Raw genomic sequence first — 18,501 nt, forward strand, 5'->3', positions numbered from 1 at the left:
TTCCCCTTGGAACGGCGGCAGCACCGCTTAGTTGCTGCTATGCTGGCTCGGCCGTGGGGCGCTCATGCCCCGGCCTGCGGCCCGAGAACCGGAGGAAGTTTATGGCCACGAAGACCGAGAAGGCTGCGCCGAAGGCGGCCAAGACCACGAAGGCTGACGAGCCGAAGGCCGCCAAGGCCGCGCCCGCGAAGGCTGCCAAGCCTGCCGCCACCAAGGCCGCCGGTGCGAAGCCGAACGCCCTGCAGCAGCCGCTGAAGCCGTCGGCGGATCTCGGCGCGATCGTCGGCACCAACCCGCTGCCTCGCGGCGAGGTGGTCAGCAAGGTGTGGGACTACATCAAGAAGCACAACCTGCAGAACCCCGAGAACAAGCGCGAGATCCTCGCCGACGACAAGCTCAAGAAGGTCTTCGGTAAGGACAAGTGCTCCATGTTCGAGATGAACAAGCATCTTGCGGCTCACCTGAAGTCTTGATCGGCTGAGCCCGTGTCCGGCGCTTACGCCGGACCGGTGGCGCGCGATCAAACGGGGCCGGACGGCCCCGAGCCGATGACCGTTTCGCCCGAGGCGGTCTACGCGAGGCCTTGCAGGACACCGCCATCCACCCGCAGCGCAGCGCCCGTCGTGGCGCTCGCTGCTGGGCTGCAGAGATAGGCGACGAGGCTCGCCACCTCCTCCACCGTCGCGAGACGCTTGATCAGCGACGACGGGCGATGCTCGGCCACGAAGGCCCGGCCCATCGCGTCGAGATCGGCATCCGCCGCCCCGCCAGCCATCTGCGTCATGAATTCCGCGACGCCCTCCGACAGGGTCGGCCCGGGCAGCACGCTGTTGACCGTCACGCCGGTGCCGGCGACCGTCTGGGCGAGGCCGCGGGAGATCGCGAGCTGCGCGGTCTTGGTCATCCCGTAATGGACCATCTCGGTCGGCGTGTTGATGCCGGACTCGCTCGAGATGAAGATCACGCGGCCCCAGCCGCGCTCGGCCATGGCCGGCGCGTAGGCGCGGGACAGGCGCACGCCGCTCATCACGTTCACGTCGTAGAAGCGCTGCCAATCCGCGTCCGGGATCTCGAAGAACGGCTTCGGCTCGAAGATCCCGGTGTTGTTGACCAAGATGTCCACCGCCGGCAGCGCCCGGGTGAGGGCCTCGACCCCCTCGACGGTGGCGACGTCGGCCGGCGCCGCGAAGACCCGGCCGGCCTTGGTCTCGCCGTGCAGCCTGGTCAGCGCGGCCTCGACGCGCTCGGCGGTACGGCCGTTGATGCCGACCTCGGCGCCGAGGGCGCAGAGTTCCTTGGCGATGGCGTAGCCGATGCCGCCGGTCGAGCCGGTGACGAGGGCCTTCTTGCCGGTGAGGTCGAGATCCATGGACGGAGACTCCGGAGCTGGGAACGCGGGATTGTGGATCTCCGGCCAACGCGCGCCGGGCCGGTCGGTGGCATGCCGGGCCCGCCTAACCGCCCTTACCCCGCCGCAGGACGCTGGCGCAGCCGCCGATCGTGGCGAGCGCCACCGCGCAGACGAGTGACCAGGTGACGGCCCGTTCGGCGCCCAGCCCATGGGTCAGTCCGAAGATCACCGCCACGAGGGCGGCGCCGAGCGATTGTCCGGTGAGCCGGGCCGTCGATTGCATCCCGCTGGCCCCGCCGGCGCGCTCCCGCGGCGCCGAGGTGACGATCACCTTGTTGTTGGGCGATTGGAACAGGCCGAAGCCGAGCCCGCACAGGGTCAGGCGCCAGACGATGTCGATGGTGGCGGGCGCCTCGGGCAGGAGCGTCACGCAGACGAGGCCGGCGGCCAGCATCGCCAACCCGATGCCGCCCAACAGCCCCGGCGGGTAGCGGTCGGCCAGGCGCCCCGAGATCGGCGCCATCGCGGCCACCGCGATCGGCCAGGGGGTGAGCAGGAAGCCGGTCTGGGTGCTGGAAAGGTGCAGCACGTCCTGGAAGTAGAACGGCAGCGCGACGTAGGACACCATCTGGGCGCAGAACGAGGCCACCGAGGTCGCCATCGACAGGGCGAAGGCGGGGATCCGCAGCAGGTCCACCGGCAGGAGCGGGGCGGGCAGCCGGATCTGGCGGCGCACGAAGACCGTGCCGATCACCAGGGCGCCGACGAGCTCGGCCACGGCGATCGCCTGGCCCTCGGGGTCGCCGAGCCCGTCGATGCCGATGATCAGCAGGCCGAAGGTCAGCGCGTTGAGGACCGCGCTCACTAGGTCGAAGCGCCGCCCGCTCGCCGGGGTCGCCGGCAGGGTGCGCGTGGCCACGGCCAGGGCGAGCAGCCCCACCGGGACGTTGACCAGGAACAGCCAGGGCCAGCTCGCCACCGACAGGATCGCCGCCGCCACGGTCGGCCCCGCCGCCGAGGCCACCGCCACCACCAGGGCGACGTTGGCGACCCCCTGGCCGATCATGCGGTGCGGGTAGATGAACCGGACGAAGCCGATATTCACGCTCATGATCGCCGCGGCGCCGAGCCCCTGGACGATCCGCCCGACGATTAGGAGCGGCAGGCTCGGGGCCAGCGCGCAGGCGAGCGAGGCCGCCACGAACAGAGCGAGCCCCGGCAGGTAGACCCGGCGGAAGCCGAAGATGTCGCCGAGCGACGCGAAGGGCAGGAGGCTCGCCGTCACGGCGATCTGGTAGGCGTTGACCACGAAGATCGCGTCGGCGGGCTTCACCGCGAGGTCCTTGGCCATCACGGGCAGGGCCACGTTGACGATCGCCCCGTCGAGCACCGCCATGGTCATGGCCAGCCCGATCGCCGCCATCGCCAGGACCCGCTCCCGCGGCGGCAGGCCGTCGTGCTGGGCGGGGACGCCTGTACCGGCCGGGACCTGCGCCATACGCGCGCTCCTGCGGCGTCCCGGAGGGCCGGCGACGTCGATTGCGTGGGGAAACCCGGGTGCAGATGCACCGCGGATGCCGGTTCCCTCTCGCGCAGCCGCGGCACAGCGTCGAGGGCTGCAGCGTGTCCTATGTCACGGCGCGGGCGGGATTGTTCGTCAGGCCAGCATGTAGGTGAGCAATGAGCGGAGCTGGGCGGGCTTGACCGGCTTGTGGACCAGCTCGGCGCCGGCTTCCGCCACCCGCGCCTCGATCGCTTCGGAATGGTCGGCGGTGGTGACGATCGCGGGGAGCGGACGCGCAGAGCGGCCGCGCAGATAGGCGGCCACGTCGAGCCCGCAAATGCCGTCGTCGAGATGGTAGTCCAGCACCAGGATGTCGGGCAGCGTGGCCCCGGCCTCGATCGCCCCGCGCACGCCGGCGAGATCGCGGAACGTCGAGACCCGGGCATCCCAATTCTGCAGCAGGCGCGCCATGGCGTCGGCCGTGGCGGCGTCATTCTCGACCACGAGGACATGGGCGCCCGAGAGCCGGGTCGCCACCGGCACCGGGGGCGCCGCGGCAGCGGGGACCGAGCTCATCGGCAGGCCCAGCGTCACCCGGGTCCCGTGGCCGGGCCGGGATGCGAGGGTGAGGGGATGGTCGAGCGCCTGGGCCATTCGGCGGACGATCGACAGGCCGAGGCCGAGGCCCGGCTCCTCCGCGCTGCTCGTCCGGACACCGCCCCGGAAGAACTCCTCGAAGACCAGGTCGCGCTCCTCGGCGGCGATGCCGCAGCCGGTATCGGTCACGTCGATCCGCACCCCGCCGGCGCGCCGGCGCGCCGCCAATACGATGCCGCCGGTGGCGGTGTAGCGAATGGCATTCGAAATTAGGTTCTGGAGGATGCGCTGAAGCAGCATCACGTCGCTGGTGACGGTCAGCTCCGGGCAGCGTACCGCGAGCCGCAGGCCCTTGCGCTCGGCGAAGGGCTTGAAGCTCTCCGCCAGCTCGGCCAGCAGGTCGGGCAGGAAGACCGCCTGCAACTGCGGCCGGACGATACCGGCATCGAGCTTGGAGATGTCCAGGAGCGTCTTGATCAGGTCCTCGATGGTCTGGAGACCCCGCTCGACCTGGCCCGTGATGGCGCGCGCTTCGGGCGGCAGCGGCAGGTCGTCGAGCGCCGAGATCGACAGGCGGGCGGCGTTGACGGGCTGCAGCAGGTCGTGGCTCGCCGCCGCCAGGAAGCGGGTCTTGGAGCGGTTGGCCGTCTCGGCCTCCTCCTTGGCCGCCGCCAGCGCCGCGTTCGAGCGCTCCAGGCGGTGCATCAGCCCGGTCAGCTCCTCCGTGCGGGTGCGGACGCGCCCCTCCAGCATGATCGCGGTCTGGAACAGCGAGTAGGCGCTGCCGCGCTGATCCATGCTGCGCTCGACATGGGACATCAGCGCGGCGTTGATCCGCTCCAGCTTCTCGATCCGCCGGCGCAGGGACGCGTCGGTCTCGAGCCCGGACGGGTGCAGGGTCATGACGCGGCCAAGGCGTCGCCGGCGCCGTCGCGCGCCTTCAGCCCCTTGCCGATGGCGATGCCGGTGAACGTCTGATTCAGGTGCATGGCCCGGTACTGCTCGCCGAAGGTCTCGAAGCCGACGACGTTGTAGCGCCGGTAGAGGTCGGCGATGCCGTGGCCCACCTGACGGCTCTCGGCATCGAGCCGGCGCAGCACGCATTCGAAGCCGATGATCAGGTCGACGCCGCCCAACGCTGTGTCGAGCCGCGTCAGCTCGGCCCGGGTGGAGGCGACGATGTCGCGCGGCTCGGCCAGTGTCAGCACCACGCCCTCGTCGATGGCGCAGAAGAAGCTCAGCGACCCGTCCGGGTCCACGCGGCGGATCGAGCGGCAGAAATATTCGCCCCCGACCTTCACGGCGAGCGGGTAGGCCGCGAAGCTCATCGGCGACAGGCCCTCGGGGTCGAGGCCGATCGCCATCGCGTATTCCCGCGCCGCCGGCTCGGCGTTGAGCTCATGGACGGTGCGGCGCTCGCTGTCCGAGGCGGTGACCACGAACTTGGACTGGGTCGGCTCGAAGTTGTCGCTCTTGAAGATCTCGAACGGCCAATCGGTCTCGACCAGCACCAGCACCGCCGCCTTGCGGTGGATCCGGCCGCCATGCAGCAGCACCGCGTCGCGGAAGCGCAAATCGTCACCGGCCGAGCCGCCGACGATCGGGATGCCGTCGAGGGCCCAGGCGATGGCCGAGACGACGGTCTCCTCCGCGTTGGCGAGCCCGTCGATCAGCGACAGCGCGAAGCGGCCGCCGGTCGCTGGCGCCTCAGTCTCGCGGCAGGCGCCGGGGGGATCGAGAGTCCGGCGCAGGGCGCGCACGGAAGAGGCGGTGCGCTCGACATCGAGCTGGTCGATGGCGGCGAGCACGGTCGAGACGATGCGGAAGCGTTCGGCCGGGAACGCGATGACCACGAGGCCCCGGTCGAGGCCGCCGGAAGGCGCGATGCCGCCCGACATCGAGCAGCCCGCGACCGGCACGCCCGGAAACCGGGCCTCCAGGGCGGCGGCCAGGATCTCGGGATCGTAATCGGCCGAGAAGAACGCGACGACCTGGGACAGGGAAGGGGTGCCGATCGCCCGTGCGACCTCACTGACCGCGTCGTCCGGCGATGCCGCCTCCGACCAGGCGGTCCAGATGCCGCACAGATGGCGGCGCACTCCCGATCCTTGAGCCACGTTCCATCCCCTGGTGTCCCCTCGGCGCACTTTCCGCGCGCTCTTCAGAGTCTTGATGGGAGTATGTCGTGCACAACCGATCTGCGCAACGGGACGTCGTGGGGCGCCCTGGCCGGGACAATGCCGAGGGCGAATGTCCGCTGCAGGGCCTCCATTCCGATCGGCGGATCTGATCGGACCCCCCTGTCGGACCGGCGCCCGCTTCGGCGGCGGGCGCGCTCAAGTCAGGAGCGAGACAGAGGCCTACTTGGTCCCGTCCGCCTTCGACGCCTCCATGACGAGCCGGGTGGCGAGATAGAGACGGGGTGTGATGCTCGCCAGGACCGCGAACTCGTCGGCGCTGTGGTAGCGTCCGCCGACGATGCCGAGGGATTCCAGGATCGCCGGCTTGCCCGGGCTGTCCGGCTGGAAGGCGTAGCCCGCATCCGTGCCGCCCCCGATCTCGGCGAGCTTCAGATCGGCGCCCAGCTCCGCGTAGATCGCGCGGGCACGCGCGCCGAGGTCCTGCGTGGCCGAGTTGCGCGGCAGCGGCGGCCGGCCCTTGGCGAGGTCGAAGCGCACCTCGGTGTCAGGCACGCGGTGCCGCTCGATGATTGTCCGGGCCTGGGCCAAGACGCGGTCATACTCGCTCGGCACGAAGTAGCGCATGTCGCCCTCCGCCTTCGCCGCGTCGGGGATGATGTTCGGCTTCGTGCCGCCCTGGACGGTGGTCCAGTGCAGGCTCGTGCCCTTGTCGGCGTCGCCCAGATCCTGGAGCTGCAGGATCTGGTGGGCGATCTCCACGACGGCGTTGCGCCCGGCTTCCGGCGCCCCGCCGGCATGCGAGGCGCGCCCCTTCACCGTCAGGCTCGCGTAGTTGATGCCCTTGGTCGCCACCGTGACGGCATCCACGCCCGCCTCATCGAAGGAGGGTTCGAACGAGAGGACGACGTCCTGCCCGCGCGCGACCTTGCCGATCTCGGCCCGGGAGCCGGGCGATCCGCGCTCCTCGTCGGGATTGAACACGACCGTGAGGGTGCCGTAGCCGTCGAAATGCAGGGCGTTCAACGCGGCCACGGTGTGCAGGACCATCGCCACGCCGCCCTTCGCGTCGGCGACGCCCGGACCGTAGGCGCGGCCGTCGCGCTCGGTGTACGGCCGCTTGGCGGCGTCGCCCTCGCCGAACACGGTGTCGTAATGCACCAGCATCATGATCCGGCGCTGGCCTTTGCCCGGCTTGGTCGCGACCAGGGTGTTGCCGCCCAGCGCCGGCGCGGGGCGGGCCTCCACCGAGAAGCCCAGCGCCTCGAGCCGCCCCCGCAGGGTCGCCTCGACTTTTCCGAGGCCTGGCACCTGGCCGGTGCCGGAATCGACGTCGACCAACCCCTTCAGCGTCTCGCGATACGGGTCGTTCTGGGCCTTCACCGCCGCGTAGACGGCCTCGTCCGGCGCCGAAAGCGCAGGGCGGGGCATCAGGGCGAAGAACAGGGTGAGGATGAGAGGGGCGGTCGCGCGCACGGACACTCCTTACCGGCTGTCAAGCGATCGCGACTTAGCACGGCCGACCCCGCACGCAACGCCGACCGCTCCCGTGGCGATGTTCCCGGCGCGGGCCCAAGCAATCCTCGCGATACGCCAGGTCATCGGGTGGATTTCTCGCGTCTGGCGGCACGGCAGGCTGGCTCGGTCGGGCCCTGATTTCGGACGCTGCTCGCCGCTTCCAAGGAATCCGGCTGAGTCCCGCCGCGCCCCCTGCGCTATGGATGGCGGTGCATGCGCCATCGGTGACGCCCCGTGGTCGCGCGCCGGGCTACGGATCCGGTTGCCGCGAACGGATCGCTCCACCCCTCCCTCGCGGGCCGGTCGGGGCGACTCTCACCTGCCCGCCCTCGTCGCCGGGACCACCAAACCCGCGCTTGGGCAGATCTCCGTGCATACCCTTGCAGGCGTCGGTCGCCGGCCGCCCACAGATTTTCGCGGATGCGGCACCCGGGTGACAGCGGCCGCACGACCGGATCAGCGTTGAGAACGTTCACGATTTTGCGCGTCGGTGAAACCCCGGAGAGCGCCGGCGCCACAGCCCGTTAAAATCCCGCGCCATCCGCGTTGCGCACAGCATTAACCTTTTGTTAAGCCGCCGATTGCCGCCGGCCCCCCCGGCGTGAGAGCTTTCGTTAACGAGAGCTTAACGGTTGGGTCACGGCGATGCGGTTCGCGGCTTCCAAGGTGCAGGGTTCGGTCGCCAGCTCTGCGCCGCGTCGGGTTTCCCGCCGCCGTCGCGTTCTGGCCGGGTTCGCCTGGGCTGCCCTGTGCTTTGCCGGGCTCGGCGCCAATGCCGGTCAGGCGCAGACCTTCGCGAGCCTGCCGTCCCCCCAGCTCGGGGCCGAGCCCCAGGGCGGCGCCCGCCCGATCGCGGCCTGGGTGACGTTCTGCCAGGCCTACGCGGCCGAATGCACGGTCGACCGGAGCGAGCCGGCCCGCATCAGCCTGACTCCGGCGATCTGGGCGACGATCGTCTCGGTCAACCGTCGGGTGAACAAGTCGGTCGAGCCGAAGACCGACATGGAGCATCTCCACGTCGCCGACCGCTGGGACCTCGCCGAGGACGGCATCGGCGATTGCGAGGATTTCCAGCTGCTCAAGCGCCACCTGCTGGCCGAGGCCGGCCTGCCCCGGCGGGCGATGCGGATGACCGTGGTCATCGACGAGAAGGGCGAGGGCCACGCGGTGCTGACCCTGATCACCGATCGCGGCGATATGGTCCTCGACAACAAGACCAACGCGATCGTGCCGTGGCACAAGACCGGCTACGTGTTCATCAAGCGCGAGAGCCAGGACGCCACGGCCTGGGTTTCCCTCGGCGGCGTCACCTCGCCGGTCACCACCGCCAACCGCTGATCGCATCGGCCGCGCCGCTCGGGCGCCGGAGATTCACGTGTCGGGGGCCTGCGGGCTCGTGATCTGAACCGGTATTGCGGTGTTCACTTAACCCTTCGCTAACCCTGTGGACGCCACTCTGCCGCTGGACCGAGTGCCCGATCCATGTCGCCAGCCACCTTCGTATTGTCTGCCCTGCTCGCGGCGCTGCTGCTCGTCACCGGGCCTGCCCGCGCCGGCAGCGAAACCGAGATGCGCCACGGCAGCTGGCGCGAATGCCTCAGCCGCAACTTCCGAATTCAGGCGACGCTCACGGATCCCGATCCCGCCGCGGATGCTGCGTTCCGCGCCTGCCGCGCTGCCGAGGAGGCCTATCTCGCGGCCCTGGCGCGCTCCCCGCTCCTGGACGATGACGACGTCGCCCGCGCCCGGCCCATGCTTGCCGGCCGCATCCGGGCGTGGCTGGTCAGCAGCCGGGGGTGAGCCGCCGAGGCGCGCCCACGCTTCAGGCGACGCAACGGGCTTATACAGACGGCCGCAACCCGATCACGCGTGACACCTAGATCCCGCAGGCGCAGCAGGCCCGCACATTGGCGATCCTCTGCGCCGGCGTGCCGAGCGTCGGGCGTGTCATGCCGTAATTGCTCCAGTGCGTGATCCACTGCTTGACGTAGTGCGGCCCGTTGGGCGCGCCAGCGAGCTGATGCGCCGCCCAGCAATCCGCCAGCTTATCCGAGTTCATCCTGATGGCCAGAAGACCGTATTCATGGACGACGTAAAAGTGGCTCGCGTCCTTGACCTGAGAATCGACCAGCTCCGCTCGTGCCGGGCACAGGAACATGCCATCTCTCGTGGCCGTGGCGATATTTCCCGAGGTCAATGCGCAGTTTTGGGTGACCGCGACATTCAATAAGCCTCCGAAGGGGCTCCATTGTGCTGTCGCCGGCGCGCAGGATAAGATGCCGGCGCAGGCGGATACTGCAAGAAATCGCGCCTTGAACATCGAATTTTTCCGGAACGATTGACGGCCTCAAAAGATATAGAAATTTGTGGGCGTGAGGAACTTGCCGCGGACAGCGGATTCACGGGCCGGTTACATTCGCTGGCGAAATGTTTTGGCCGACGAGGCGGCACGGCTCAGGCCTCCGACGGGTCGGGAAACCGGGACTCGGCAGCAAGGAACGGGACGTTTTCCGGCCGGCTGGACGGCACGGTTTCGGGCCCCCGGAGAGATCCATGACCCGATATCGCTGCATCCCGATCGACGCCGCCGTCGCCGACCGTTTCCGCCGCACCGGACGCGACGATTTCGACAACCCGCTGCGGCGGGTAACGGCGACCGGTGCGGGCGGATTTCCGTGCCGACGCTGCCTGCTCTGCGCCGAACCGGGCGCGCCGATGCTGCTGGGCTCCTACGATCTCGGGCGCCCGCGCGGCATCTACTGGACCCCGAGCCCGATCTTCCTGCACGCCCAGGCCTGCCCGGGCTTCGAGGCGGCGGACGTCGTCGCCCCGATCATCCGCGCCAACACCCTGGTGTCGGTCCGGGCCTACGATGCGGAGGATCTCTGCCTGTACGACCTCGGCCATGTCTGTCCCGGCGCGGAGGTCGATGCGCCGCTGCTGCGCGCCCTGGACGATCCCCGCACGGCCTTCGTCAACGTCCACACCGCGCGGCCCGGCTGCCTTCTGTCCCGGGTGGAGCGCGTCGCGGCTACGTTTTCAGCCGGGCCTTGATCCGCCGGGTGAGCCCGTCGCGCACGTCCCGGTAGGCCTCCAGGCGCTGCTCGCGGGAGGCGTCCTGCAGCAGCGTCGGGTCCGGCGTCGGCCAATACTCGACATCGGCCGCGATCGTGTGGGTCAGATCGAGGGCGCGGTGGTGGGCCTCCGGAGAGAGCGTGATGATTAGGTCGAAGTTCAGCCCCTCCCAATCCTCCAGCTGCTCGACGGTGCGGGGGCGGTGCCGGCTCGCGTCGATGCCGACCTCGTCGAGGGCCGCGATCATGAATGGGTCGGTGGGCTCGCCCGAGCGGACGCCGGCCGACTGGACGTAGGTCGACTTGCCGAAATAGGCCCGCGCGATCGCCTCGGCCGCGGCCGAGCGCACGGCGTTGTAGTTGCACATGAACAGGACCGACTGCACCCGCCGCTTCTTCGGGGTGGTCTCGGGAAAGGGCTCAGCCATCGCCGCTCGGGGCCGGAGGGCGCCCTAGCCTTTCCAGTGCAGGGCGAAGATCAGGGTGAAGAGGCGGCGCGCCGTGTCGTGGTCGAGATCGACCTTGCCGTCGAGGCGCTGCTTGAGCGTCTCGGACGCCTCGTTGTGCAGGCCGCGCCGGCCCATGTCGATCGCCTCGATCTGCGACGGCGAGGCGGTGCGGATCGCGTTGTAGTAGCTCTCGCAGATCATTTCGTAGTCGCGGATCACCCGTCGGAACGGCGTCAGCGACAGGAGGTGCGTCATCACCGGCTCGCCGTCCACCGTGCTGATCGCGAAGGACAGCTTGTTCTCGACCAAGCCCAGCGTCAGCGCGTAGGGCCCCTCCCGGCCCGGGATGGTGAAGGAATTGTCCTCCAGGATGTCGAACAGGGCGATCGCCCGCTCGTGCTCCTGATCCGGGTTGCCGCGGGCGATGGACGCTTCGTCCAGGCTTACCTTGGCGAGGCGGTTCGGCCCGCGCTGCTTCTCGGCCATCCCCACACCCTCACAGGTTCAACCGGATCGCAACGGAGCGGGCGTGCCCCTCCAGACCCTCCGACCGGCCGAGCGTTATCGCCGCCGGGCCCAGCGCCCGCAAGCTCTCCGGGGTGCAGGCCAGAATCGTCGTCCGCTTCATGAAGTCCAGGACGCCGAGGCCCGAGGAGAACCGGGCCGAGCGGGCGGTGGGCAGCACGTGGTTCGGGCCGCCGACATAGTCGCCGATCGCCTCCGGCGTGTGCGACCCCAGGAAGATCGCCCCGGCGTTGCGGATCTTGCCCGCGAGCGCCTCGGCATCCTGGGTCTCGATCTCCAGGTGCTCGGGGGCGAGCCGGTCGACCAGCGGTACCGCCTCGTCGAAATCCCGCACCCGGATGATCGCGCCGTAATCGCGCCAGCTCGCCCGGGCGATCTCGGCCCGGGGCAGGGTGGTGAGCGCACGCTCGACGGCGGCTTCCGCCGCCTCGGCCAGCGCGGCGCTGTCGGTGATCAGCACCGATTGGGCAGCGGTGTCGTGCTCGGCCTGGGCCAGGAGATCGGCGGCGATCCAGTCCGGATTGGCGTGGCCGTCGGCCAGGATCAGCACCTCGGAGGGGCCGGCGATCATGTCGATCCCGACCTGGCCGAACACCCGGCGCTTGGCCGCGGCCACCCAGGCATTCCCGGGGCCGACCACCTTCGCCACCGGCGCGATGCTGGCGGTGCCGTAGGCCAGGGCCGCGACCGCCTGGGCGCCGCCGACCCGGTAGACCTCGTGGACCCCGGAGAGCCGGGCGGCGGCCAGCACCAGGGGGTTGAGGGTGTTGTCGGGCGTCGGCACCACCATGACGATCCGCGGCACCCCCGCGACCCGGGCCGGCACGGCGTTCATCAGCACCGAGGAGGGATAGCTCGCCGTCCCGCCCGGCACGTAGAGGCCGACCGATTCCAGCGCGGTCCAGCGCCAGCCGGACGTCACGCCGAGCGCGTCCGTCGCTCGGTAATCCTGCGGCTTCTGCTGCGCGTGGAACGCCTCGATCCGCTCCGCGGCCAGGCGCAGGGCGTCCAGCGCCTCGGCCGGGCAGGCCGCCACGGCCGCGTCGATCTCAGCCTCGGTGATCCGCAGCGCGTCGGCGGAAAACTCCGCACCCAGCCGGTCGAAGCGCCGGGTGAATTCTACCAGGGCGGCGTCGCCGCGGGTCACGACCTCGTGGATGATGCCACGGACCGCCTCGTCGACATCCTCGGCGATCTCGCGCTTGGCGGTGAGCAGCCGCGCGAAATCGGCGGCGAAGTTCGGAGCTTGGCTGTCGAGCCGGACCATCGGATGTCTTTCGTCTGTCTCAGGCCGCCGGGCCGGGGGCGGGGATGGCGTCGATCTCGGGATCGATCGCGTGGCCGGGGCGGGCGACCGCCTCCCAGACCGGGCCGAGATCCTTCATCCGGACCTCGATGCACTCGACCTCCAGGCGGACCGCGGCGCCGCCGGAGAACACCATGTCGATATGGCCGGACGGCGCGTCGGTCGCCTCGAAGGTCAGGGCGAGCAGGCTCATCGGCATCGCGTCGCCCGGTGCCAGGCCGCGGGTCTTCACGCGCAGGACGCGCTCAAAATGCACCCCGGCCAGGCGCCGGCGCGGCGGGACGTCCGGCGTCCAGTCGAAGCGCCGCACGACCATCAGGAAGCGCTGCTCGCCCGCCAGGTAGGTCAGATCCTCCGGGCGCAGGATCGCGTCCTGGAGGTGCGCGGAGATCACGGTCAGGTCCTCGGTATCGAGGGCGGCGAGCTTGAGCAGCTCCATGAAAGGATCCTCGGGGATAGCGGGGCGCGGGCGGAGTGCGACGGCGGCGGCTTCGCGGCAGGCCGTAGGTAGCGGTCAGACCCGGCGCGGGCAACGGCCGGGGCCGGGATCGCCGTCTCGGCGGCGGTTCATCCGATTCACGCTCATGCGCTCGCCGCCAGAGCGGACACCGGTTCGGCGCAAGCGAGCGCGCCCAAAAGGAGGCCGACCGGGCTCCGTCGAGAAGGGCGGCCGGACGAAGAGGCGACGATTCGAGGCAGGACAACGATGGTGAAACGGATCCCGCTCGCGGCCCTGGCCGCCCTGACCCTGGCACAAATGCTCCCTGTCCCGGTGCGCGCGCAGGTTGGCCCGGACGCGGATGTCTACATCTACGGCCGCCCCGGGCCGGATCGCTTCGAGTACGACCGCCGCCGTCGGCCGCCACCCCCGCCGCCGGACGACGAGTGGCTCCGCCGGCCTCCGCCCCCGCCGCCGCCACCCTACGACGATTACGACCGCCCGCGTCGGCGCCCACCCCCGCCCCCGCCGCCCCCGGACGACGATTGGGATCGGCCGCGCTACGACCGGCGCTGGCGCAGCGGCAGCATCTGCGTCACGGCCCGAGGCGATTGCCCGACCCGTCCCGCCCCGTACAACGCGCCCTGCGGCTGCGAGATACCCGGTTTCGGGTACAAGCGCGGGCAGATCGGCGGCTGAGGCGTCTCAGGCGGCGTCGTGCTCGAGACGATACGGCGCCGCCAGCAGGACGACGGGCAGATGCCAGCCCTAAGCCCGCACCCGCTCGATCTGTGCGCCGCAGCGCCCGAGCTTGGCTTCCAGCGCCTCGAAGCCGCGGTCGAGGTGATAGACCCGGTTGATCTGGGTCTCGCCCTCGGCGGCGAGGCCGGCGATCACCAGGGAGACCGAGGCGCGCAGGTCGGTGGCCATCACGGGCGCGCCCTTCAGGCGCTCGACGCCCTCGACGATGGCGAGGTCGCCCTCGAGCCGGATCTTCGCGCCGAGGCGGGCCAACTCCTGCACGTGCATGAACCGGTTCTCGAAGATCGTCTCGCGGATATGCGACTGGCCCTTGGCGAGCGTCATCAGCGCCATGAACTGCGCCTGGAGGTCGGTGGGGAAGCCCGGGAACGGGTCGGTGGTCACGTCCACCGCCGCGATCCCGCCGCCGTTGCGGCGCACCCGGATCCCGCCCTCGACCTGGCTAATCTCGGCCCCCGTGGTCGACAGCACGTCGAGCGCCGAATGCAGCAATTCGGCTCGGGTGTCCTTGAGGATCACGTCGCCGCCGGTCATCGCCACCGCCATCGCGTAGGTGCCGGTCTCGATCCGGTCGGGCAGCACCTCGTGACGCGCGCCGTTCAGCCGGGCGACGCCCTCGATCTCGATCCGGGGCGTGCCCGCGCCGCGGATCTTGGCGCCCATCTTGTTCAGGCATTCGGCCAGATCGACCACCTCGGGCTCCCGGGCGGCGTTCTCGATCACCGTGGTGCCGTAGGCCAGCGAGGCCGCCATCAGGGCCACATGCGTGCCGCCGACCGTGACCTTGGGGAAATTCACCTCGGCCCCGCGCAGGCCGTTCTTGGTGCGGGCGACCACGTAGCCGGCATCGATCTCGATCTCGGCCCCGAGCTTCTCCAGGGCCATGATCAGCAGGTCCACCGGCCGGGTCCCGATCGCGCAGCCGCCCGGCAGCGAGACCTTGGCCTCGCCGAAGCGTGCGAGCAGGGGCGCCACCACCCAGAAGCTCGCCCGCATGGTCGAGACCAGGTCGTAGGGCGCGGTGGTATCGATGACGTTCGAGGCGGTGAGGCGGATCGTCTGGCCGGTCTCGGTGGTCTGCCCGGGACGCTTGCCGACGACCATGTGGTCGACGCCGTGATTGCCCAGGATCCGCGTCAGCGCCGAGATGTCGGCGAGGCGGGGGACGTTGATCAGCTCCAGCGTCTCGCCGGTGAGCAGGCTCGCGATCATCAGCGGCAACGCCGCGTTCTTGGCGCCCGAGATCGGGATCACGCCGTTGAGAGGCGCGCCGCCGGTGATGTGAATGCGGTCCATCGTGTGTCCTCGGGCGGCGCACCTCCCTGGCGCGCGGCCGGCCGTTCTCCTGGTGGACGCCGCGGCGCCCAGGCTTGGCCGTACCCTATAGACCGGTTTTGTCGGAATCTGGACCGCGAGAATCAGTTTCCCTGGGTTCGGACTCTCCCACCCCGGGCGACGGCCCCGTTTCGGCGCGGCCGCGACCCTGGGCCTTGCGCCGCCGCAGATTCTCGCGAAGCGCCGCCTTCAGGCGCTCGGCGCGGGCATCCCTGGTCTCGCTCATCGCGCGACCCTTCGTCGCCGCAGGCTTGAGGCGCGCCATCCCGCACCAGGGCAGGCCATTCGGCAGCAAGATACGGGGATGCTCAAGGATCTGGAGCCATGTTCGGGTGGGTCGAGAGCGACCGCGAGGCTAGCGGGTTCGTCCCGGCCTCTCAACGGGCGCAGGGCAGAGATGTCGGGACCTTACCTTGAACCAGTTCCAGATCCGCGCGTATCTTGCGCCTCTCACGCGAAGGACTGGACCGAGGCCGTACCTCGATCGCGGGACTTGGGTGCCGTGCCGGCACCGCCCGCACGGCCGAACACGCGAAGGACGCTCGATGACCGTCACCCGGATGCCCAGCACGATGCTCGCCCAAGCGGGCTCGACGCGCGCCGGCTCTGGCTACGAGCGGTATTTCCGGGGCGCCCTGGACCAGCTCCACGGCGAGCGGCGCTACCGCGTCTTCGCCGATATCGAGCGGATCTCCGGCCGGTTCCCCACCGCCAAGTGGCGTAAGCCCGACGGGAAGACCACCGAGATCACCGTGTGGTGCTCCAACGATTATCTCGGCATGGGCCAGCACAAGGAGGTCGTCTCCGCGATGACCGACACCGCCGCGCGCTGCGGCGTCGGCGCGGGCGGCACGCGCAACATCGCCGGCAACAACTCGCCGCTCGTCGATCTCGAGCGCGAGCTCGCCGACCTGCACGGCAAGGAGGCCGGCCTCGTCTTCACCTCGGGCTACGTCTCGAACCAGGCCGGCATCTCGACGATCGCCAAGCTGATCCCGAACTGCCTGATCCTGTCCGACGCCTTCAACCACAACTCGATGATCGAGGGCGTCCGCCATTCCGGCTGCGACAAGAAGATCTTCCGCCACAACGATCTGCAGCACCTCGAGGAGCTGCTCCGCGCGGCCGGCGACCGGCCGAAGCTGATCGTGTTCGAGTCGGTCTACTCGATGGACGGCGACATCGCGCCGATCGGCAAGATCTGCGACCTCGCCGACACCTACGGGGCGATGACCTACCTGGACGAGGTCCACGCGGTCGGCCTCTACGGGCCCCGCGGCGGAGGCATCTCCGAGCGCGACGGCGTGATGCACCGGGTCGACGTGATCGAGGGGACGCTCGCCAAGGGCTTCGGCTGCGTCGGCGGCTACATCACCGCCTCGGCGGCGATCTGCGACGCGGTGCGCAGCTTCGCCCCTGGCTTCATCTTCACCACCGCGCTGCCGCCGGCCGTGGCCGCGGCCGCCCGGGCCTCGGTCCGCTACCTCAAGCGCTCGAATACCGAGCGCGAGGCGCATCAGGCCCAGGCCGCCGCCACCAAGGCGGCGCTCACCGAGGCCGGCCTGCCGGTGCTGGAGACCGAGACGCATATCGTGCCGGTGATGGTCGGGGATGCGGAGCTGTGCAAGGCGGCGGCCGACCACCTGCTGGAGCGCCACGCCATCTACATCCAGCCGATCAACTACCCGACGGTCCCGCGTGGCACCGAGCGCCTGCGCATCACCCCGTCGCCGTTCCACGATGCGGCCCACATCGCCCGCCTGGCCGCAGCTTTGGCCGAGACCTGGGAGACCCTGGACCTGCCGCGCGCCGGGACGGTGTTCGTCGAGGCGGCGGAATAGGTCTTCTGCGGCCGGCCTTGCGCGCCTCTCCGCCCCCCTCGCGGGTCGGGGGAGTGGCGGTGCCTAATGAGGCTGCGCCGTCTCGCCCACTCCGCCGCTTCCGGACACCGGCCTCCCCTCTCCCGACTCGTGCTACCGCAGGGGCCGCCCGCCCCCGCAGAGGGGGGATGGCGCGCGCCAGCTTCGATCGGCCTGCGTCGGAAGCCCCCGCCACGATCCGCCGGGCTTGCCCATCCCCGGCAGGCTCGTCTTTTCCGGCGCCGGCCTATAACCACGGTGCCAGCATCCATCCCCGAAAAGTCGCGAACAAATGATCTCCTCTCCGCTCATGACCGTGATGGTCGACGCCGTGCGCAAGGCCGCCCGCGGCCTGCGCCGCGATTTCGGCGAGGTCGAGAATCTTCAGGTCTCGCGGAAGGGGCCGGGCGACTTCGTCTCGGCCGCGGACCGGAAGGCCGAGGAGACCCTGCGCGACGCCTTGATGAAGGCCCGTCCCGGCTACAGCCTGGTGCTGGAGGAGAACGGCATCATCGAGGGCACCGACAAGAGCCACACCTGGCACGTCGACCCGCTCGACGGCACCTCGAACTTCCTGCACGGCGTGCCGCACTTCGCGATCTCGGTCGGGCTGGAGCGCGAGGGCCAGATCGTGGCCGGCGTGATCTTCGACCCGATCAAGGACGAGCTGTTCGTCGCCGAGCGCGGCAAGGGCGCCTATCTCAACAACCGCCGCCTCCGGGTCTCGGGCCGGCAGGACATGGCCGACGCGCTGGTCGGCTACGGCACGCCCTATCTCGGCCGCGGCAGCCATCCGCGCCTGCTGCGCGAACTCGGTGCCGTGATGGCTGTGGCCGGGGGCACAAGGCGGATGGGCTCGGCGGCCCTGGACTTGGCCTACGTCGCCTGCGGCCGCCTTGACGGCTACTGGGAGCGCGACCTCCAGACCTACGATTTCGCCGCTGGCGTCATCCTGGTGCGCGAATCCGGCGGCTACGTCACTTCGGCGGACGGGGCGGCCGAGCCGCTCGCCGCCCGCTCGGTCGCCTGCGGCAACGAGGTGCTGCACCGGGAACTCCTCGCCCTGCTCAAGAAGGTGCAGGCGGCCTGATCGCCGCCGGAGCCCGCGAAACTGGTCAGGGACCGGGGCATCTGCTTTAAGCGCGCCGTCCCCCACGGAAGGCCCGAACCCATGGAAGCCCGCCGCCACGTCGCGCTGAAGGACTCGATTCGCTCGATTCCCGACTACCCGAAGCCCGGCATCATCTTCCGCGACATCACCACGCTGCTCAGCGACCCGCGCGCCTTCCGGCGGGCGGTGGACGCGCTGGTCCATCCCTATGCCGGTGGGCGAATCGACCAAGTCGCCGGCATCGAGGCGCGGGGCTTCATCCTGGGCGGCGCCATCGCGCACCAGCTGTCCTGCGGCTTCGTGCCGATCCGTAAGAAAGGCAAGCTGCCCCACAAGACCGTCTCGATGGCCTACGCCCTCGAATACGGCACCGACGAGATCGAGATCCACGTCGACGCCGTGAAGCCCGGCGACAAGGTTCTGCTGGTCGACGACCTGATCGCCACGGGCGGCACCGCGACGGCGGCGGTGAATCTGCTGCAGAAGATCGGCGCCGAGATCGTGGCGGCCTGCTTCGTGATCGACCTGCCCGA

At 70.2% G+C, this 18,501-nt stretch carries 20 protein-coding genes; 8 read left to right on the forward strand and 12 right to left on the reverse strand.

Features of this window, described 5'->3' with window-relative positions:
- Positions 1-101: 101 nt before the first annotated feature.
- Positions 102-473 (forward strand): SWIB/MDM2 domain-containing protein, encoded by a 372-nt coding sequence (locus AKJ13_RS14365; RefSeq protein ID WP_007567987.1) that lies wholly within the window; start codon positions 102-104, stop codon positions 471-473.
- Positions 474-571: 98 nt separating this feature from the next.
- Here AKJ13_RS14365 and AKJ13_RS14370 read toward each other — a convergent pair whose 3' ends face one another.
- The 5 genes from AKJ13_RS14370 to AKJ13_RS14390 all read right to left on the reverse strand — a co-directional run bounded on the left by AKJ13_RS14370 (position 572) and on the right by AKJ13_RS14390 (position 7,066).
- Positions 572-1,369, reverse strand: a complete 798-nt coding sequence (locus AKJ13_RS14370; protein WP_050733951.1) for an SDR family oxidoreductase — start codon at positions 1,367-1,369, stop codon at positions 572-574.
- An 85-nt stretch (positions 1,370-1,454) separates the two neighbouring features.
- Positions 1,455-2,849 carry an MFS transporter gene (locus AKJ13_RS14375; protein ID WP_050733952.1) on the reverse strand — a complete coding sequence of 465 codons (1,395 nt, stop codon included), beginning with the start codon at positions 2,847-2,849 and terminating at the stop codon, positions 1,455-1,457.
- Between the two features lie 159 nt (positions 2,850-3,008).
- Positions 3,009-4,355 carry a hybrid sensor histidine kinase/response regulator gene (locus AKJ13_RS14380; protein ID WP_050733953.1) on the reverse strand — a complete coding sequence of 449 codons (1,347 nt, stop codon included), beginning with the start codon at positions 4,353-4,355 and terminating at the stop codon, positions 3,009-3,011.
- Complete coding sequence (locus AKJ13_RS14385) at positions 4,352-5,551, reverse strand: FIST N-terminal domain-containing protein (protein WP_244471605.1); 1,200 nt, start codon at positions 5,549-5,551, stop codon at positions 4,352-4,354. Before AKJ13_RS14385 ends, AKJ13_RS14380 begins: the two co-directional genes overlap by 4 nt.
- 261 nt (positions 5,552-5,812) lie before the next feature.
- Positions 5,813-7,066 carry a glutamate carboxypeptidase gene (locus AKJ13_RS14390; RefSeq protein ID WP_082316956.1) on the reverse strand — a complete coding sequence of 418 codons (1,254 nt, stop codon included), beginning with the start codon at positions 7,064-7,066 and terminating at the stop codon, positions 5,813-5,815.
- A gap of 687 nt (positions 7,067-7,753) precedes the next feature.
- Between AKJ13_RS14390 and AKJ13_RS14395 the strand changes: the two genes are divergently transcribed.
- Positions 7,754-8,446: a transglutaminase-like cysteine peptidase gene (locus tag AKJ13_RS14395; protein WP_200905636.1), complete on the forward strand. Its 693-nt coding sequence runs from the start codon at positions 7,754-7,756 to the stop codon at positions 8,444-8,446.
- Between the two features lie 144 nt (positions 8,447-8,590).
- Entirely contained in the window at positions 8,591-8,908 is a 318-nt protein-coding gene (locus AKJ13_RS14400; RefSeq protein ID WP_050733956.1) for a hypothetical protein, read from the forward strand.
- A 76-nt stretch (positions 8,909-8,984) separates the two neighbouring features.
- Here the strand turns inward: AKJ13_RS14400 and AKJ13_RS31370 are convergent, their stop codons facing one another.
- Entirely contained in the window at positions 8,985-9,428 is a 444-nt protein-coding gene (locus tag AKJ13_RS31370; RefSeq protein ID WP_144426251.1) for a hypothetical protein, read from the reverse strand.
- A 233-nt stretch (positions 9,429-9,661) separates the two neighbouring features.
- Between AKJ13_RS31370 and AKJ13_RS14410 the strand changes: the two genes are divergently transcribed.
- Positions 9,662-10,162: a DUF1203 domain-containing protein gene (locus AKJ13_RS14410; RefSeq protein WP_050733958.1), complete on the forward strand. Its 501-nt coding sequence runs from the start codon at positions 9,662-9,664 to the stop codon at positions 10,160-10,162.
- Here AKJ13_RS14410 and AKJ13_RS14415 read toward each other — a convergent pair.
- The 4 genes from AKJ13_RS14415 to AKJ13_RS14430 are packed head-to-tail and all read right to left on the reverse strand — an operon-like array spanning position 10,140 to position 12,901.
- Positions 10,140-10,610, reverse strand: coding sequence for a low molecular weight phosphatase family protein (locus AKJ13_RS14415; protein ID WP_007567963.1), 471 nt, complete (start codon positions 10,608-10,610; stop codon positions 10,140-10,142). The two genes, AKJ13_RS14410 and AKJ13_RS14415, sit on opposite strands and share 23 nt — an antisense overlap.
- Positions 10,611-10,634: 24 nt before the next feature.
- Positions 10,635-11,117, reverse strand: a complete 483-nt coding sequence (locus tag AKJ13_RS14420) for a UPF0262 family protein (RefSeq protein ID WP_007567961.1) — start codon at positions 11,115-11,117, stop codon at positions 10,635-10,637.
- A gap of 10 nt (positions 11,118-11,127) precedes the next feature.
- Positions 11,128-12,423, reverse strand: a complete 1,296-nt coding sequence (hisD, locus tag AKJ13_RS14425) for a histidinol dehydrogenase (protein ID WP_050733959.1) — start codon at positions 12,421-12,423, stop codon at positions 11,128-11,130.
- Between the two features lie 19 nt (positions 12,424-12,442).
- On the reverse strand, positions 12,443-12,901 hold the full coding sequence (locus AKJ13_RS14430; protein ID WP_007567957.1) for a DUF2948 family protein: 459 nt from the start codon (positions 12,899-12,901) through the stop codon (positions 12,443-12,445).
- 267 nt (positions 12,902-13,168) lie between these two features.
- Between AKJ13_RS14430 and AKJ13_RS14435 the strand changes: the two genes are divergently transcribed.
- Positions 13,169-13,600: a hypothetical protein gene (locus tag AKJ13_RS14435; RefSeq protein ID WP_050733960.1), complete on the forward strand. Its 432-nt coding sequence runs from the start codon at positions 13,169-13,171 to the stop codon at positions 13,598-13,600.
- Positions 13,601-13,669: 69 nt separating this feature from the next.
- Here AKJ13_RS14435 and murA read toward each other — a convergent pair whose 3' ends face one another.
- The gene (murA, locus tag AKJ13_RS14440) at positions 13,670-14,959 is read right to left on the reverse strand and encodes a UDP-N-acetylglucosamine 1-carboxyvinyltransferase (RefSeq protein ID WP_007558115.1); all 1,290 of its coding nucleotides are present in this window, start codon (positions 14,957-14,959) and stop codon (positions 13,670-13,672) included.
- Between the two features lie 85 nt (positions 14,960-15,044).
- Positions 15,045-15,224: a hypothetical protein gene (locus AKJ13_RS32635; protein WP_082316957.1), complete on the reverse strand. Its 180-nt coding sequence runs from the start codon at positions 15,222-15,224 to the stop codon at positions 15,045-15,047.
- Between the two features lie 319 nt (positions 15,225-15,543).
- Between AKJ13_RS32635 and hemA the strand changes: the two genes are divergently transcribed.
- The 3 genes from hemA to AKJ13_RS14455 all read left to right on the forward strand — a co-directional run.
- Entirely contained in the window at positions 15,544-16,839 is a 1,296-nt protein-coding gene (gene hemA, locus AKJ13_RS14445) for a 5-aminolevulinate synthase (protein WP_050733961.1), read from the forward strand.
- Positions 16,840-17,149: 310 nt separating this feature from the next.
- On the forward strand, positions 17,150-17,947 hold the full coding sequence (locus AKJ13_RS14450; protein ID WP_050733962.1) for an inositol monophosphatase family protein: 798 nt from the start codon (positions 17,150-17,152) through the stop codon (positions 17,945-17,947).
- An 81-nt stretch (positions 17,948-18,028) separates the two neighbouring features.
- Positions 18,029-18,501: adenine phosphoribosyltransferase (locus AKJ13_RS14455; protein ID WP_050733963.1), on the forward strand; the 473-nt coding region annotated here is incomplete at its 3' end.

The sequence above is a fragment of the Methylobacterium sp. ARG-1 genome (assembly GCF_001262595.1).
GTDB lineage: Bacteria > Pseudomonadota > Alphaproteobacteria > Rhizobiales > Beijerinckiaceae > Methylobacterium > Methylobacterium brachiatum.

Excerpts from the sequence above, each read along its gene's own strand:
- AKJ13_RS14375 (WP_050733952.1), bottom strand. The coding sequence starts at position 2,849 with ATGGCGCAGGTCCCGGCCGGTACAGGCGTCCCCGCCCAGCACGACGGC.
- AKJ13_RS14365 (WP_007567987.1), top strand. The coding sequence starts at position 102 with ATGGCCACGAAGACCGAGAAGGCTGCGCCGAAGGCGGCCAAGACCACG.
- AKJ13_RS14435 (WP_050733960.1), top strand. The coding sequence starts at position 13,169 with ATGGTGAAACGGATCCCGCTCGCGGCCCTGGCCGCCCTGACCCTGGCA.
- hisD (WP_050733959.1), bottom strand. The coding sequence starts at position 12,423 with ATGGTCCGGCTCGACAGCCAAGCTCCGAACTTCGCCGCCGATTTCGCG.
- AKJ13_RS14400 (WP_050733956.1), top strand. The coding sequence starts at position 8,591 with ATGTCGCCAGCCACCTTCGTATTGTCTGCCCTGCTCGCGGCGCTGCTG.
- AKJ13_RS14410 (WP_050733958.1), top strand. The coding sequence starts at position 9,662 with ATGACCCGATATCGCTGCATCCCGATCGACGCCGCCGTCGCCGACCGT.
- AKJ13_RS14430 (WP_007567957.1), bottom strand. The coding sequence starts at position 12,901 with ATGGAGCTGCTCAAGCTCGCCGCCCTCGATACCGAGGACCTGACCGTG.
- AKJ13_RS14450 (WP_050733962.1), top strand. The coding sequence starts at position 17,150 with ATGATCTCCTCTCCGCTCATGACCGTGATGGTCGACGCCGTGCGCAAG.
- AKJ13_RS14380 (WP_050733953.1), bottom strand. The coding sequence starts at position 4,355 with ATGACCCTGCACCCGTCCGGGCTCGAGACCGACGCGTCCCTGCGCCGG.
- murA (WP_007558115.1), bottom strand. The coding sequence starts at position 14,959 with ATGGACCGCATTCACATCACCGGCGGCGCGCCTCTCAACGGCGTGATC.
- AKJ13_RS14420 (WP_007567961.1), bottom strand. The coding sequence starts at position 11,117 with ATGGCCGAGAAGCAGCGCGGGCCGAACCGCCTCGCCAAGGTAAGCCTG.
- AKJ13_RS32635 (WP_082316957.1), bottom strand. The coding sequence starts at position 15,224 with ATGAGCGAGACCAGGGATGCCCGCGCCGAGCGCCTGAAGGCGGCGCTT.
- AKJ13_RS14370 (WP_050733951.1), bottom strand. The coding sequence starts at position 1,369 with ATGGATCTCGACCTCACCGGCAAGAAGGCCCTCGTCACCGGCTCGACC.
- AKJ13_RS31370 (WP_144426251.1), bottom strand. The coding sequence starts at position 9,428 with ATGTTCAAGGCGCGATTTCTTGCAGTATCCGCCTGCGCCGGCATCTTA.
- AKJ13_RS14415 (WP_007567963.1), bottom strand. The coding sequence starts at position 10,610 with ATGGCTGAGCCCTTTCCCGAGACCACCCCGAAGAAGCGGCGGGTGCAG.
- AKJ13_RS14395 (WP_200905636.1), top strand. The coding sequence starts at position 7,754 with ATGCGGTTCGCGGCTTCCAAGGTGCAGGGTTCGGTCGCCAGCTCTGCG.
- hemA (WP_050733961.1), top strand. The coding sequence starts at position 15,544 with ATGACCGTCACCCGGATGCCCAGCACGATGCTCGCCCAAGCGGGCTCG.